Annotated in this window: 14 protein-coding genes; 8 read left to right on the top strand and 6 right to left on the bottom strand. The window is 72.0% G+C overall.

Going from position 1 to position 14,672, the window contains the following annotated elements:
* Positions 1-65 precede the first annotated feature (65 nt).
* The 4 genes from OUQ99_RS22615 to OUQ99_RS22600 all read right to left on the bottom strand — a co-directional run bounded on the left by OUQ99_RS22615 (position 66) and on the right by OUQ99_RS22600 (position 4,173).
* Positions 66-1,748: a thiamine pyrophosphate-dependent enzyme gene (locus OUQ99_RS22615; RefSeq protein ID WP_267945803.1), complete on the bottom strand. Its 1,683-nt coding sequence runs from the start codon at positions 1,746-1,748 to the stop codon at positions 66-68.
* Between the two features lie 236 nt (positions 1,749-1,984).
* Positions 1,985-2,299: an AzlD domain-containing protein gene (locus tag OUQ99_RS22610; RefSeq protein WP_267945802.1), complete on the bottom strand. Its 315-nt coding sequence runs from the start codon at positions 2,297-2,299 to the stop codon at positions 1,985-1,987.
* Positions 2,296-2,997, bottom strand: coding sequence for an AzlC family ABC transporter permease (locus OUQ99_RS22605; RefSeq protein WP_267950452.1), 702 nt, complete (start codon positions 2,995-2,997; stop codon positions 2,296-2,298). Before OUQ99_RS22605 ends, OUQ99_RS22610 begins: the two co-directional genes overlap by 4 nt.
* A 324-nt stretch (positions 2,998-3,321) precedes the next feature.
* Positions 3,322-4,173, bottom strand: coding sequence for an AraC family transcriptional regulator (locus OUQ99_RS22600; protein WP_267950451.1), 852 nt, complete (start codon positions 4,171-4,173; stop codon positions 3,322-3,324).
* A 65-nt stretch (positions 4,174-4,238) separates the two neighbouring features.
* Between OUQ99_RS22600 and OUQ99_RS22595 the strand changes: the two genes are divergently transcribed.
* From OUQ99_RS22595 to OUQ99_RS22585, 3 genes are all read left to right on the top strand, one after another.
* Positions 4,239-4,676 carry a GNAT family N-acetyltransferase gene (locus tag OUQ99_RS22595; protein WP_267945801.1) on the top strand — a complete coding sequence of 146 codons (438 nt, stop codon included), beginning with the start codon at positions 4,239-4,241 and terminating at the stop codon, positions 4,674-4,676.
* Positions 4,677-4,820: 144 nt separating this feature from the next.
* Entirely contained in the window at positions 4,821-5,477 is a 657-nt protein-coding gene (locus OUQ99_RS22590; protein WP_267945800.1) for a PaaI family thioesterase, read from the top strand.
* Positions 5,478-5,788: 311 nt separating this feature from the next.
* Positions 5,789-6,139, top strand: coding sequence for a chorismate mutase (locus OUQ99_RS22585; protein WP_267945799.1), 351 nt, complete (start codon positions 5,789-5,791; stop codon positions 6,137-6,139).
* 46 nt (positions 6,140-6,185) lie between these two features.
* Here OUQ99_RS22585 and OUQ99_RS22580 read toward each other — a convergent pair whose 3' ends face one another.
* The gene (locus tag OUQ99_RS22580) at positions 6,186-7,490 is read right to left on the bottom strand and encodes an endonuclease/exonuclease/phosphatase family protein (RefSeq protein ID WP_431061437.1); all 1,305 of its coding nucleotides are present in this window, start codon (positions 7,488-7,490) and stop codon (positions 6,186-6,188) included.
* A gap of 246 nt (positions 7,491-7,736) precedes the next feature.
* Here OUQ99_RS22580 and OUQ99_RS22575 point away from each other — a divergent pair, with 246 nt between their 5' ends.
* Positions 7,737-8,600 (top strand): hypothetical protein, encoded by an 864-nt coding sequence (locus tag OUQ99_RS22575; protein WP_267945798.1) that lies wholly within the window; start codon positions 7,737-7,739, stop codon positions 8,598-8,600.
* A gap of 30 nt (positions 8,601-8,630) precedes the next feature.
* Here the strand turns inward: OUQ99_RS22575 and OUQ99_RS22570 are convergent, their stop codons facing one another.
* Positions 8,631-8,939 carry a hypothetical protein gene (locus OUQ99_RS22570; protein WP_267945797.1) on the bottom strand — a complete coding sequence of 103 codons (309 nt, stop codon included), beginning with the start codon at positions 8,937-8,939 and terminating at the stop codon, positions 8,631-8,633.
* 275 nt (positions 8,940-9,214) lie between these two features.
* On the opposite strand from OUQ99_RS22570, the gene OUQ99_RS22565 reads away from it, so the two are divergent.
* From OUQ99_RS22565 to dnaE, 4 genes are all read left to right on the top strand, one after another.
* Positions 9,215-10,093: a helix-turn-helix domain-containing protein gene (locus OUQ99_RS22565; RefSeq protein WP_267945796.1), complete on the top strand. Its 879-nt coding sequence runs from the start codon at positions 9,215-9,217 to the stop codon at positions 10,091-10,093.
* Complete coding sequence (locus tag OUQ99_RS22560) at positions 10,090-10,347, top strand: DUF397 domain-containing protein (RefSeq protein WP_267945795.1); 258 nt, start codon at positions 10,090-10,092, stop codon at positions 10,345-10,347. The genes OUQ99_RS22565 and OUQ99_RS22560 overlap by 4 nt, the downstream gene beginning before the upstream one ends.
* 293 nt (positions 10,348-10,640) lie before the next feature.
* Complete coding sequence (locus OUQ99_RS22555; protein WP_267945794.1) at positions 10,641-10,871, top strand: DUF397 domain-containing protein; 231 nt, start codon at positions 10,641-10,643, stop codon at positions 10,869-10,871.
* Between the two features lie 139 nt (positions 10,872-11,010).
* Positions 11,011-14,574, top strand: coding sequence for a DNA polymerase III subunit alpha (dnaE, locus tag OUQ99_RS22550; protein ID WP_267945793.1), 3,564 nt, complete (start codon positions 11,011-11,013; stop codon positions 14,572-14,574).
* Positions 14,575-14,672: the final 98 nt, after the last annotated feature.

Below are 14,672 nucleotides of genomic sequence, written 5' to 3'. Positions count from 1 at the left end.
GGCGTCCGGGCGGAACGCGGACCGGCCGCCCCGCCGCGCGGACGCGCCGCGCGACGGGGGACCCGCTACCGGTCCCCGGCCAACAGGCCGGCCAGGGTCGCGGTCGGGCTGATCACCTCCGGGTCGGTCCGGACGTCGACCAGTGTCGGAAGGTCCGCGCCGACCGCCTCTGCCAGCGCCTTCTCCAGTTCCTCGCGGGTGTGGGCGGTAGCGCCCCGCGCCCCCAGCGACCGCGCGTACCCGGCCAGGTCGAGCGGGCCGCTGATCCGCGTCCCCGCGATGCGCCCCAGATCCCGGGCCTGGTGCATGGCGATCGTGCCGTAGAGCCCGTTCTGGAACACCACCACCGTCACGGCCGCGCCCTCCCGCACCGCGGTCTCCAGCTCCTGCCCGGTCATCAGCGCGCCGCCGTCGCCGGCCACGGCCACCACGGTCCGGTCGGGAGCGGCGATCTTGGCCGCCACCGCCGCCGGCACGGCGTAGCCCATGGCCCCGCTGGTGGGCGCCAACTGGGTGGAGGGGTGCCGGAACCACCAGCCCCGGTGCAGGAACGTCGCGAAGTTGCCCGCGTCGTTCGTGATCAGGGCGTCCTCGGGCAGGGCCGCGCGCATGGCCGAGACCACCGCCCACGGGTGCAGGCCCCGGCCCGCGTGGTCCGCGGCGTGGGCGGGCGGGACCGTGCTGTCCACCCACCTCCGGCGGGCCGCGCTCCAGTCGCGGTAGGGAGCCTGCACGGGGGACCCGGCCAGCTCGCGCAGAGCCTCGCGGGCGTCGGCCACCGCACCGAACCACAGGTCGGCGGTGGCGCCCACCTGGCCGGGGTCGATGTCGATCTGCGCGATCCGTGCCCTCGCCGGATCGGGCAGCCGGTACCCCTGCGTGGTGGTCTCGCTCATCCGGCAGCCGACCACCAGCACCGCGTCCGCCTCCGACAGGGCGTTGAGCACGGGCTTGGGGCACCCCAGTCCCAGGTGGCCGAGGTAGAGCGGGTGGTCGTTGGGGAACACGTCCTGGCGCCGCCACGAGGCGTACACCCCGGCGCCGAAGCGCTCGGCCACCCGGACCAGGTCCTCCCGGGCCGCGCGGGCGCCCCCGCCCGCGACGATCACCGGCCGGACCGCCCGGGTCAGCCAGGTGGCCAGCCGGTCACGGGCCTCCCCGCCCAGGGGAGGGCGGGGGACCACGTGCGGGCGCGGCGGATCCTGCGGTCCCACCCGGTGGCCGAACAGGTCGCCGGGCACCGCGATCGCCACCGGCCCCGGACGGCCGGTGGTGGCGACGCGGACCGCCCTGGCGGTCACCTCCGCGAGCCGGTCGGCCCTGTGCACGGTGGTCGCCCACTTGGTGATGGGGGCGTAGAACGCGGTGAGGTCCACCTCCTGGAAGGCCTCCCGGCCCAGCCGGTCGGTCTCCGCCTGCCCCAGGAACACGATCATCGGCGTGGAGTCCTGCATCGCGGTGTGCACGCCCACCGCCAGGTTGGACGCCCCGGGCCCCCGGGTGGCCGCGGCCACGGCCGGTGTCCCGGTCAGCTTGGCCTCGGCCTCCGCCATGAACCCGGCGCCGTTCTCGTGCCGGGTCGACACCAGCCGCATCAGGGGGTGCTGGTCGACGGCGTCGGCGAGTTCGAGGAAGCTCTCCCCGGGGACGGTGTAGCACCGTCTGACCCCGGCGGAGGCGAGGACCTCCACCACCGCGTGAGCGGCGGTGTCGGTGGGTGGTGGGGTGCGGTCGGCGGCTGTGGCCATGGGGGTGGGATCCCTTCCATCGTCGCAAGGTCCACTCGGCGCGCCCGGGATCGGCCGGGCGCATGCGGCCGACTCTGACAGGCGGTCACGGGACGGTCAAGGACGGGCGCGGAGGCGGGAGGCGGTGGTGCGGGCCCGTTCCGGCGGTGGGGGAGGGCCCGGGCGCGGAGCGGTGGCCGGGCCGCGGCGGCGGGGCGGCGGAGGCCGGGCCGGGGAGCGCCCCCCGGCCCGGCGCCTCAGAGCCCCAGCGCGCGCAGGCCGGCCGTGGCGGCCGCGGCCGCGACGATCACGACGAGGAACGGCGCCTTCAGGACGAGGGCGAGGACGGCGGCGCCCAGACCGCCCATCCGTGCGGTGTCCCAGGCCAGGGACTGGCCCTCGCCGCGGAGCGCCTCCACCGCGATCAGCGCGGCCAGCAGGGCGAGGGGGACGGCGGTCGCGAACCGCCGCAGCCACGGGTTGTCGAGGAGCCGCCGCGGAGCGGCCAGACCCGCGTACTTGAGCAGGTAGCAGCCGGCGGCGGTGGCGACGAGCGCGATCCACAGGGTCATGGGCGGGCCTCCCCCGAGGCGGGTCCGGAGCCGGACGCGGGCTCCGCGGCCGTCGGGGCGGGCGGGTCGGCGGAGGGGCCCGCGAGCGCGATCAGTGCGGCCGAGGCGGCCAGCAGCACCGGTACCCCGGCGGGGAGCAGCGGGGTGGCGGCCAGGGCCAGCCCGGCTCCGGCGCCGGCGATCAGCCAGTTCCGGCCCCCGCCCTCGCGGAGACGGGGCCACAGCAGCGCGAGGAAGATCGCCGGGCCCACCGCGTCGAGGCCGAACGCGCCGATGTCGCTCACGCGCTCCGTCGCCAGCGCCCCCACCAGGGTGGTCACCACCCAGAAGGAGCCCAGCACCGCGTAGGTCGTGGCGAACGCGGTGCGCGCCGACTCCCGGTCCGGCTGGGCCAGTGTGACCGCGGTGGTCTCGTCGATCACCCCGTGCGCGGCCAGGGCGCGGCGCGCGCCCCGCCATCCGAGGACGTCGGCCAGACGCAGTCCGTACAGCGTGTTGCGGGCGCCGAGGAGCAGCGCGCCCGCCGCCCCGGCGACCAGGCTTCCGCCGCCCGCGACCACCCCGACCAGGGCGAACTGCGAGGCTCCCGTGAACATGAACAGGCTCATGAACACGGACTGGGCGGGTGAGAGGCCCGCGGCCACCGCCGCGGTCCCGAACGCGAGACCGGCGGCGCCCACGGCCACGCCGATCCCCATGCTGTCGCGTACCGCCGCCGAGCGGAGGTACGAGCGGAGAGAGAAGGATTTCACGGCGCCCACGCTAGGGGGGCGGGCGCGCGCCGTCTTGAACGTTCTTGCCCGCGAGGAGCGCCCCCGCGGTCGCGGGCCGCGAGGGTCCGGGGCAGAGGTGGCGCGGGGCCGGGGAGGGGGCACAGGGTCGACGGGAGGGGCGCGGGCATCGGCGTTCGGGCCCCGCCGGGGCGGCGGGCGGCCCGGGGCGCGGACGGAGGGACCGGGGCGAGGGGCCGGTCGGGTCCACCGCCCTCCGGAGCGCCGGAGGGCGGGCGGCGGAGCCGCAGGTCAGGGGGCGAGCAGGGCGCGCTGGTAGGCGCCGGGCGGCACGCCCAGGTGGCGCTTGAAGTGGCGCGTCAGGTGGGCCTGGTCGGCGAAACCGACCTCGGCCGCCACCTCGGCCGCCCGGCGGCCGGCGAGGAGGAGCTGCCTGGCCCGGTCCACCCGCACCTGGTTGAGGTAGGCGTGCGGGGGCAGCCCGTACGCGGCCCGGAAGGCGCGGGACAGGGAGAACGGCCCGATCCCCAGCTGGGCGGCGAGCTCGTCCAGGGTCGGCGGGTCGAGCAGGCGGGAGGAGAGGACCTCCCTGGCCCGTGCCACCTCGGGGCGCGCGGCGTGCGGGACGGGATCGGCGGCCCGTTCACGGCCGTGGGAGCGCAGCAGCATGCCCAGGCCCCGCCGGACGAGGGCCGAGGACGTCAGGCGGTCGCCGTGCTCGGCCGCCACGTGGGCGGAGGCCAGGACACGGGCGGCCTCGGGCGCGTGGATGCCCGACTCCGTGAACCCGGGGGTGCCGCGCATCCCCAGTTCGCGGGCGATGTCCACCATGACCTCGGGGGACGGGTAGAACACCCGGTACCCCCAGCCCTCGGGGACGCCGGCGTGGCCGGTGTGCACCTCCCCGGGGCCGACCACCGCCAGGCCGCCGGGGCCCACGCGCGCCTTGCCGCGTGAGTGGGAGTACTCCTCGATGCCGCCGGTGATCACCCCGATGGTGTAGGTGGGGTGGGTGTGCCGGGTGAACGTGGTGGTGACGAAGCGCGCGGTGAGGAGTTCGGTACCGGGCAGTCCGGAGAAGCGCCAGTAGCGCGCGCTCTCCGTGCCCGGGTCGTCCATGCCGGGATGTGTGGTGCTGGGCATGCCCATACCCACAGGTTAGGGGGCCTCCCGGCAGGGCGGGCCGGGCCCGGGGCTAACCTTCGGGGATGACTACGACCGAGATCCGACTGGCACGGGACGAGCGCGACCGTGCCGCCGTGTTCGTCATCCGGGGCGCCGTGTTCGTCTCCGAGCAGCAGGTTCCCGTCGAGGAGGAGTGGGACGAGCGCGACACCGCCGCCGTCCACCTCCTCGCGCTGGCCGACGGGGTCCCCGTCGGCACCGTCAGGCTGGTGGACCAGGGCGACGGCACGGGCCTCCTGGGGAGGCTGGCCGTGCTGCCCAAGGGGCGGGGGAACGGAACCGGGGCCGCCCTGGTCAGGGCGGCGGAGGAGCGGGCGCGCGAACGCGGGTTCGTCCGGGTGGAGCTGCACGCGCAGACCCACGCGCTGGGCTTCTACGCGCGGCTCGGCTACACGGCCCACGGCGACGAGTTCCTGGACGCCGGGATCCCCCACCTGCACATGGTGCGCGACCTGGCCTGACGACGCGAGGGTGCTCCCCGTCCCGGTGCGGTGTGACGGGGAGCGCACGGCCGACGGGGGTGCGGCCGGAATACTACCGAGTAGGATTCGGTTCGACATCGGTGCCCCCTCCACCCGCGCACCCACCGACCCCACGAGGAACACATGACGGTCAACACGCAGCCGGCGACCGAGCGGCCGGACCCCCGGGCCTTCGGCCTCCCCGTGGTCGAGCAGGCCGAGATCCCCTCCGAGCTGCGCTCCCTGGTGGCGCGTGTCCACGACCTCATCGACGCCGTCGCCAACACCGAGGTCGACGGCGACACCCTCGCCGAGGCCGCGGCGACCGTGGAGGGCCTCACCGACAGGCTCAACGTGGCCCGCAGACAGATCGGCACCATGGTCCTGCGCGAGCTGCCCGGCGGCGACACCGAGTACGGGACCATCACCAACGTGGTGTCCGGTGACACCAACCCCGCGGCCCCGCCGCTGTTCCTGGACGCGACCGAGGAGGGGGTGCGCGGCGAGGTCACCCTCAACACCGTCTACCAGGGCCCGCCCGGACTGGTCCACGGCGGCTGGATCGCCGCCATGCTGGACCAGGCCGTCGGCTCCGCTTCCTCGCTCGCGACCTCTCCCGGCCTCACCGCCAGGCTGGAGGTCGACTACCGCAGGCCCACGCCGCTCTTCACGCCCCTGGAGGTCGTCGCGCGGGTGACCGGCACCGAGCGGCGCAAGGTGTACGTCACCGGTGAGATCCGCGTCAACGGCGAGGTCACGGCCGAGGCGACCGCCCTCATGGTGCGCGTCGAGGTGCCCTGACCGGCGCGCGGGACACAGCTCCGAGGGCGGTCCGTACCCCGGTACGGGCCGCCCTCGCCCGTGCGCGGGACGGACACGGTAGGATGGCGCCCGTGACCCACCGCATGCACGTGTTTAGCAGGCCGACGAGCCCGTCGGCCGCTTCCACGTAGGCGGAACAGGGAACGTCGGCAGCAGAGCACCCGGGCGGGAGCCCCGGTGCTCTTTCGTTTTCCAGGCGGCCGACGCCCCCGCACGTGTCACACCCGTTCCCGCGGGACGTACGGCCGCACCGCACCCGCGTCCGTGGACGCATCCCGTCGGAGGCCACCGTGAACCACCCGTCCGCCACCCCCGAGCCCGCGCCCGCCGTCCCCCCGACCGCGCCGGAGGAGCAGATCGCCCTCCTGCGCGGGCGCATCGACCGCCTGGACGCCGAGCTGGCCGCGCTCCTCGAACGGCGGGCGCTGGTCGCCGCCCAGGTGCAGAGGCTCAAGCCGGTCGGGTACTTCGCCGGCCGCGACATGGGCCGTGAGCGGGCGCTGGTCGAGCGGATGGCCCGCCACGCCCCGCGACTGGGCCCCGACCGGATCGCCGAGATCATGGACAGCGTCATCAGCGCCGGGCTCTCCGCGGCCGAGGAGGAGGCGGGGGCCCGGAGGGCGGACTCCACCCGGGCGTGAGCGGGCGCGGCCGCCCGCCCCGGACGCCCGCGCCCGGGGCGGCGGCTCAGGGACGGAGCAGGTCCACCCAGACCAGGCGGTGGTCGGAGCTCGGGAACGGGTAGTCGCCGGTCAGGCGGAAGAGGCTGTCGTCCACGGTCGGCCAGAACACCCCCGACCCGCGGACCGGGACGATCCGGGAGGGCAGCACGTAGTCCACGCGCAGGTTCCCCGGCCCCGGCTCGTCCGTGAAGTCGGCGCTGTCGAGGCCGGGGTCGCCCGCGTGGCCCTCGTTGGCGCCGCCCTGGCGCTGGGCGGCGCCCCTGCCGCCCTGGCTGGCGGGGCGGGGGTCGGTGATCCCCGGGTGCTCCAGGAGGCGGGCGATCGCGCCGGGGTGGCTGGTCCCGTCGTCGGGATCGGCGTTCAGGTCGCCCGCGACGACGAAGGGGGCGCCGACCGGCAGGCCGCCGCGCCGGCCCTCGTCGTCGTAGATGTAGGAGCCCGCGCGCGGGGTGACGTAGTCGGCCCAGAAGCGGATCTCGTCGTGGTTGCGCAGGACGTTGCGCCTCTCGGGCCCGTCGAAGGCCGGCGGCGTGGGGTGGCTGGCCAGGAGGTGGATCGGGCGCCCCCTCCCCGTGTCGACCGGGATGTCCCAGTGGCTCTTGGACGAGAGGCGGAGGACCTCCAGCGCCTCGTCGGAGTAGTAGGGCGCGCCGGTCGCCGGGTCGGTGGGCAGCAGCGCGTCCGGCATGTCCGCCCAGCGGAAGGTCTGGAAGGTGCGCACCCGCTCGGTGACGATCGGGTACATCGAGTACACGACCATCCCGTACTGTCCGGGGAAGGCGCCGTAGCCGAACGCGTCCTCGGCATAGCCGGGGGTCCCGGGCTCCGTCACCGCCCGGCCGTCCCCGTCGAGGTCCGTGCCGGAGGGCACGCCCGTGTTGACCGGGGCGGTGTACACGTACGGGTAGTCGATGGCCTCGGCGTCGTTCTGGCCGACGGAGAGGTAGTTGTCCTGGAACAGGCGGGCGCCCTCGCCCTCCTCGTCGTGGTCGAACTCGTTGACGAGGAGCACGTCGGGCCGCACGTGCTGGATGATCTCCGCGACGTTGCGGGCCTGCTCGCTGTCCGGGGTGGCGAGCTCGGCCGCGAGCGCACCCTGCTCGGGGCGCTCGAGGGCGGTGTTGAACGTCGCGAACCTGACCTGGTGCGGGCCGGGCGGCCCGGGGACGGACGGCGACTCCGCCGCGGCGGCGGGCGCCGCCACCAGGGCCGACGCCGCGAGGACGAGCGTGGCGGTGGAGGCCACGCGGCGTCGGGCCGGGCGGTCCGGGGGACCGGGCCGGGCGTCGCGGTTCACGGACGGGGGCATGGAGGCATCCTCTCACCGGGGGAGCGGGGGGCGGTGCCGCCACCCCGACCGCGGGAGGGTAACAGGCGGGGGTGAACCGGAGGCGGACCCGGGCCGTCCACCGGGCGCGGGTGGCGCGGGTGGCGCGGGTGGCGCGGGTGGCGCGGGTGGCGCGGGTGGCGCGGGTGGCGCGGGTGGCGCGGGTCCTGGGCCCCGGCACCCGGAAAAGCGCTTGGCCGCACGGTCGGCGGTTGGTTCCATGGGGCCATGGACCAGATCGAACCGAACCGCCCCTTCCGCTGGAACGTGGCCGGCGGCGACCGGCTGGGGTCCCTCGTCGGAGACGGGGCCGAGGAGTACGACCCCGGCTACGTCGCCGAACTCACCGAGTGCGCGGCCAAGGTCGTCGCGCGCAGCGCCGACGGGGACCTGTTCTTCGTCGGCCGTTCGCCCGACAGCCTGTACGACCTGCTGGGCGGGGTCCTCGCGGGGACGGCCGACGCCGAGCGCCTGAACCGGCTGCCGCTGTCCCTCTACGGGTACGAGGGGCGCAGGACCACCCCGCGGGAGCGGCGGCAGCTGCGCGTCAACCTGGCCGACGCAGGGCTGTCCCCGGCGGGGCTGGCGGGCCGCAAACGCCCCGTGGTCCTCGTCGACCTGGTCGCCGCGGGCTCCACCTTCGGGAACCTCCACCGGGAGCTGCGGGACTGGATCGACGACGAGCGCGCCGCCTGGAACGTGATCCGGACGAAGGTCCGCTACCTGGGGGTCACCGCCAGGGGGAAGACGAGCCCGAAGACCTGGCGCTGGCAGCAGCACGCCGACTGGGTGGAGGAGCTTCCCGCCCGCGCGGTGCGCAACGTGTCCGTCTCCGGTTGGCTGTGGGGCTATCTGGGCAACACCCAGCCCAAGGCCGAGGACTCCTTCCGGCGCCACCGCTGGGCGGATCCGGGTGTGACCGTGCCCCGGCGGGACGAGGAGGCCCGCGCAGCCCTCGGCAGCGCGGTCGCCCTGCACAGGTACGGGCGCACCCCCGAGGCCAGGGAGCGCTTCCGCCGGGTCCTGGCGGGCGAGCCCGGCTTCCGGGAGCCCTGGCTGCGCGCCCTCGCCGGCCGCGTCCGCGCCGCCTGAGCAAGGGACGGGTCCGACCCGGAACGACCGCTACCCCTCCGGTTCGGGATCCACCCAGGCGACGTGCAGCGGGGCACCCAGTGCTCGGCACACGCGCAGGGCGGACCTGACAGAGGAGAAGGTGCCCCGGACCGGTACCGCGTCGCCGACGAGGGTGACGCGGCCGTCGCGGAACGCCTGGCCCCAGGCGAGGACGACCGCGTCGGACTCGTCGTAGTCCATGGCACACACGGCGAATCGGCGGGGCGCCGCCTCGGCCGCCATGAGCTCGGCCTCGGCGCGCAGGGCTCCGGGGGCCAGGACCGGGGACAGGATCGGAACCGCGGTGGTGTTCTGCATGCTTTGAGCCTGGATCCCGGTGTCCGCCCTGTGCTACTGATTCCTGTTCACGGTGCGAGCTGTGGCTTCGTGTCCCACATGCCGGAGGGCCCTGTGGTTCGGAGCGGCCTGGGAACGGTCCGCTGTGACCGGGGCGCGAACGACTGTGGACCTCGTGGCCGAACCAGGTCTGTGGAAAGCCTCCACCGGTGGTGAGTGCGGATCTAGGCTGGAAAGGCCGGTCTGCGTTGGACGGCGCTGTTCGTTCTTCCCTCGCCCACTCCGGAGCGTTCGCCATGCCCGACCTGCACCTCGTCCCGGAAGAGGAGCCCGAGGCCGAGCCGCGCCCGGCTTCACTGGCTCTGAGGTACTACGCCACCGAGCTCAAGCGTCACCGCGAGGCCGCCGGGCTGACCCAGGCCCAGCTCGCAGAACTCATCCCGTACTCGAAGTCCATGGTCTCCATGGTGGAGACCGCCAAGCGCTCGCCGGTGGAGAGCCGGGAGGGGGACAAGGTCACCTCCCGGTTCACCGAGTGCTGCGACGAGGCGCTGAACACCGGGGGCGCCCTGAGCCGGATACTGCCCCTGCTGGAGAGCGCCAACGACGTCTACAAGAGCTGGTTTCGGCCCTACACGGTCCTTGAAGCCGAAGCGACGATGATCACGGGCTTTGCGAGCCAAACCGTACCGGGGCTGCTGCAAACGGAGGACTACGCGCGTGAGTTGCTTCGTTCTTACTATCCGCCGATGAGCGACGAGGAGGTGGAGAGGCAGGTTCAGGGGCGGATGCGGCGTCAGGAGATTCTGCTCTCGAGGACTCCGCCTCTGCTCTGGTTCGTGTTGGACGAAGCGGTAATCCAGCGCCCTGTCGGTAGCGACGTGGTCTTCCGGGCTCAACTCGAGCGGCTCGTTGAAGCAGGGCAGGGCAGGCGCACCAAGATCCAAGTCATGCCGTTCGAGAGGCGGGCGCACGCTGGTCTGAGTGGAATGATGGTGATATTGCAGTTGCCGGAGGAACGTGCTGTCTATGTCGAAGCTCCTGGAACCGCGCATATCACGACCGTTGACCAGGAGGTCATCGAGCGGACGCTGTCTTTCAATGCGCTCTGTGAGAGGGCGTTGTCTGTTGACGAGTCAGTGCGCATGATCTCAAGCATGCTGGGAGAACCATGAGGAAGACGCTCGAAACCTCTGATTTCCAGTGGAGGAAGTCGAGCTACAGCAGTAACCAAGGTGGCGAGTGCGTGGAGGTGGCGCTGGACTGGCGGAAGTCCCGCTACAGCAGTGGCCAGAGCGGCGACTGCGCCGAGGTGGCCGATGGGGACTGCCACATGCACCTGAGAGACTCCAAGAACCCTGGGCTGGGCCACTTCTCCTTCGGCTCGGGGGAGTGGAGTTCCTTCCTCGGGTCCGCCGGACGGCACTGACTTCTTCCGCCACCTCTGCCGCCGGAGACCCTCGGTGGCCGGACGGCCCACGGCGGTTGTCCGGGGAACTCGTGCCCGGCAGCGGGAGACGCGGGTCTGGAACGGTGGGTTCTGGTCACAGCCGTCCTGTGGGCAGACGATCGAAATGCTCGAAGCCCCTGTGTCCGACTGTGATCGCGGGTATCTCATTGTGAGCGGCTTGCCGGTGTCCGGCCACGGATGTAGGGGCATCGTCTCAACAGCCACGCACGCTGTGGCCGAGCGGTTACCGGTGATGAGCTGAGGAGATGTCGGTGCGCGCCTTGTACGAGCTGGATCTGAGCGAGCTGTCGTGGGTGAAGCCCTGTGGAGGCAACAGCGACGACGACGGAGACGAGGAGTCGTGCGTCCTCGTCGCGGACACTCCCGGGGTGGTCGCCCTGCGGGACTCCAAGAACCCGGGGGCCGAGGCGCTGCGCTTCACCAAGGCGGAGATGGAGGCGTTCGTCCGCCACTACGCCCGTGAGAACGGCATCGTGATCTAGGACACGGGGACCCGTCCGGCTCCGCGCTCGCAGGCAGGGAGTCCGGTTCGTCGTCCACAGGGGACCGCGAGCGTCGTGGGAAAGTCGTAGGCTCGGGAGATACCACCCGACCTACGACCCTCATGGGGGCACCCGAACCATGGCCGACTCCTTCACCCATCTGCACGTCCACACCGAGTACTCGATGCTGGACGGCGCCGCGAAGTTGAAGCCCCTCTTCAAGGAGGCGGCGCGGTTGGGGATGCCGGCGGTCGCCATGACCGACCACGGCAACATGTTCGGCGCCTACGAGTTCTACCAGCAGTCCAAGGGCACCGGTGTCAAGCCGATCATCGGCATCGAGGCGTACGTGGCGCCCGAATCCAGGTTCCACAAGAAGCGCGTGTTCTGGGGGCGGTCCAACACCTCCGACGACGCCTCGACCGAGGGTGCCAAGGACATCTCGGGTGGCGGACGCTTTCTCCACATGACGATGCTGGCGCAGAACGAGACCGGGCTGCGCAACCTCTTCCGGATGTCCTCGCTGGCGTCCATGGAGGGCTACTACATGAAGCCCCGCATGGACCTGGAGCTCATGCAGGAGTACAACGAGGGCATCATCGTCTCCACGGGCTGCCCGTCGGGCGGCGTGCAGACGCGGCTGCGGCTGGGCCAGGAGAAGGAGGCCATCGAGTACGCGGCCGGGCTCCAGGACATCTTCGGCCGGGACAACGTCTTCCTGGAGCTGATGGACCACGGTGTGAGCATCGAGAAGGAGGTCCGCGACGGCCTCCTCAAGGTCGGCCGCGAGCTGAACATCCCGCCGCTGGTCACCAACGACTCCCACTACGTGTACGAGAACCAGGCGGCGGCGCACGACGCCCTGCTGGCGGTGGGCGTGGGCAAGAACCTGGACGACCCCACCCGGTTCCGGTTCAACGGCTCGGGCTACTACCTCAAGACCGCCGACGAGATGCGCGGCATCCTCGACTTCGACGAGTGGAAGCAGGGGTGCAAGAACACCCTGCTCATCGCCGAGCGCGTCGATCCCAACGCCTACGACGCCGTGTTCAAGCACCGGGACCTCATGCCGGTCTTCCCGGTGCCCGAGGGGGAGTCCCAGGCCTCCTGGCTGGCCAAGGAGGTCCAGCGGCTGCTTCCGACGCGCTACCCGGACGGGGCGGGCGAGGAGGTCCAGAAGCGGGTCGAGTTCGAGCTGGCGATCATCAACGAGATGGGCTTCCCGGCCTACTTCCTCGTGGTCGCCGACATCTGCCAGTACGCGCGCAAGAGCAAGATCGCCCTGGGCCCGGGGCGCGGCTCGGCGGCCGGGTCGATGATCGCCTACGTCCTCGGCATCACCGACCTCGACCCGCTCGAGCACGGCCTGCTGTTCGAGCGGTTCCTCAACCCCGAGCGCGTGTCCATGCCCGATGTCGACCTGGACTTCGACGAGCGTCGGCGCGGCGAGATGATCGAGTACGTCACGCGGCTGTACGGCGAGGAGCGCGTCGCCCAGATCCTCACCTTCGGCACCATCAAGGCCAAGGCCGCGGTGAAGGACTCCACCCGCATCCTGGGCATGCCCTACTCGGTGGGCGACCAGATCACGAAGGCGTTCCCGGCCGCGGTCGGCGGCAAGGAGATCCCGCTCGACGCGGTGTTCAACACCGAGCACGAGCGCTACTCGGAGACGACCGAGCTGCGCAGCCTCGTCGAGAACGACCCGCAGGTCAACAAGGTCATGGAGACCGCGCGGGGTATCGAGGGCCTGACACGCGGCACCGGCGTGCACGCGGCGGGCGTCATCCTGTCCAAGGAGCCCCTGCTCGACGTCATCCCGCTGCACAAGCGGGACAACGACGGTGCCATCATCACGGGCTTTCCCTATCCTCAGTGCGAGGACATGGGCCTGCTCAAGATGGACTTCCTGGGCCTGCGCAACCTGACGATCATGGACGACGCGGTCAAGAGCATCAAGGAGGCGGAGGGGGTCGACATCGACCTCATCAAGCTTCCGCTGGACGACAAGAAGACCTACCAGCTCCTCTCGCGCGGCGACACCCTGGGCGTGTTCCAGCTGGACGGCGGCGCGATGCGCAACCTGCTCAAGCGGATGCAGCCGAAGAAGTTCGGTGACATCGCGGCGGTCAACGCCCTGTACCGGCCCGGCCCGATGGCCGCGAACGCGCACAACGACTACGCCGACCGGTCGAACGGGCGCCAGGAGGTCACCGCGATCCACCCGGAGCTGAAGGACGCCCTGGAGCCGATCCTCCAGGAGACCTTCCACCTGATCGTGTATCAGGAGCAGATCATGGCCATCGCCCAGCAGCTGGCCGGCTACACGCTGGGCGGCGCCGACCTCATGCGCCGCGCGATGGGCAAGAAGAAGAAGGAGGCGCTGGAGGAGGAGGAGGCCAAGTTCTTCCCCGGTGCCATGGAGAGGGGATTCTCCAGGGAGGCCGTTCAGGCCCTGTGGGACGTCATGCTCCCGTTCGCCGGGTACGCGTTCAACAAGTCGCACGCCGCCGGCTACGCGCTGGTCTCCTACTGGACCGCCTACCTCAAGGCCAACTACCCGGCCGCGTACATGGCCGCGCTGCTGACCTCGGTCAGCGACGACAAGGACAAGATGGCGGTCTACCTGGCGGAGTGCCGGGCGCAGGGCATCAAGGTGCTCCCCCCGGACGTCAACGAGTCGGGTCTGCGCTTCACACCGGTGGGCAAGGACATCCGCTTCGGCATGGGCGCCGTCCGCAACGTCGGCGCCAACGTGGTCAACTCCATCGTCAAGACCCGTACGGAGAAGGGCAAGTACACGTCCTTCACCGACTTCCTGGCCAAGATCGAGCTGGCGGCCTGCAACAAGAGGGTCATCGAGTCGCTGATCAAGGCGGGCGGGTTCGACTCGCTCGGTCAGCCGCGACGTGAGCTGTACCGCCACCACGAGACCGCGGTCGACGGCATGATCAGCTCCAAGAAGCAGGAGGCGCACGGCCAGTTCGACCTGTTCGGCGGTGCGGAGGAGGGCGGCGACTCCACCCCCATCGGCCTCAACATCAACTGGGGGGACGAGGAGTGGGACCGCAAGACCAAGCTGGCGTTCGAGCGGGAGATGCTGGGCCTGTACGTGTCCAGCCACCCGCTGGCGGGGGCGGAGCGCGTCCTGGCGCGGTCGCGGGACACGTCCATCGCGCAGATCGTCGCCGGTGACCTGGGCCGCGAACGCGGTGAGGTGCGGATCTCCGGCCTGATCTCCAAGGTGGACAAGCGCACCAACAAGGCGGGCAACCAGTGGGCCATCGCCACGGTGGAGGACCTGGACGCCTCCATGGAGGTGCTGTTCTTCCCCAAGACCTACCCCCTGTACGTGGAGGCCCTGCTGGAGGACACGGCGGTCACGGTCAAGGGCCGCCTGAACGACCGGGACGGCACGTGGTCGATGTTCGCCTCGGAGATGTCGATCCTGGACATCTCGCACATCACCGAGGGTGAGCCGCCGGTGCTGCTGACCGTGGACGAGAAGCGCCTCACCCCGGACCTGGTCGTCGACCTGCGCCAGGTGCTGGCCAGCCACCAGGGGGCGACACCGGTGCGGATCAGGGTGGACAACCCGGTCCGGTCGAGGATCTACGCCGTGGACCGCTACTCGGTGCGGATCTCCCCGGAGTTCAACGGCGAGGTGAAGAGCCTGCTGGGGGCGTACGCGGTCGACTACTGACCCCGAGCGATCAGGATCCCCGTGAGCCGCGCGGTGCGGCCCACGGGGATTCTTCTGTGTCCGGGACTTGCCGGAAGAAAGTTAACGATATATCTTTG

It is taken from the genome of Streptomonospora nanhaiensis, assembly GCF_026642255.1.
GTDB classification, from domain to species: Bacteria; Actinomycetota; Actinomycetes; order Streptosporangiales; family Streptosporangiaceae; genus Nocardiopsis; species Nocardiopsis tropica.
This window is presented reverse-complemented; position numbering and strand designations above follow the sequence as displayed.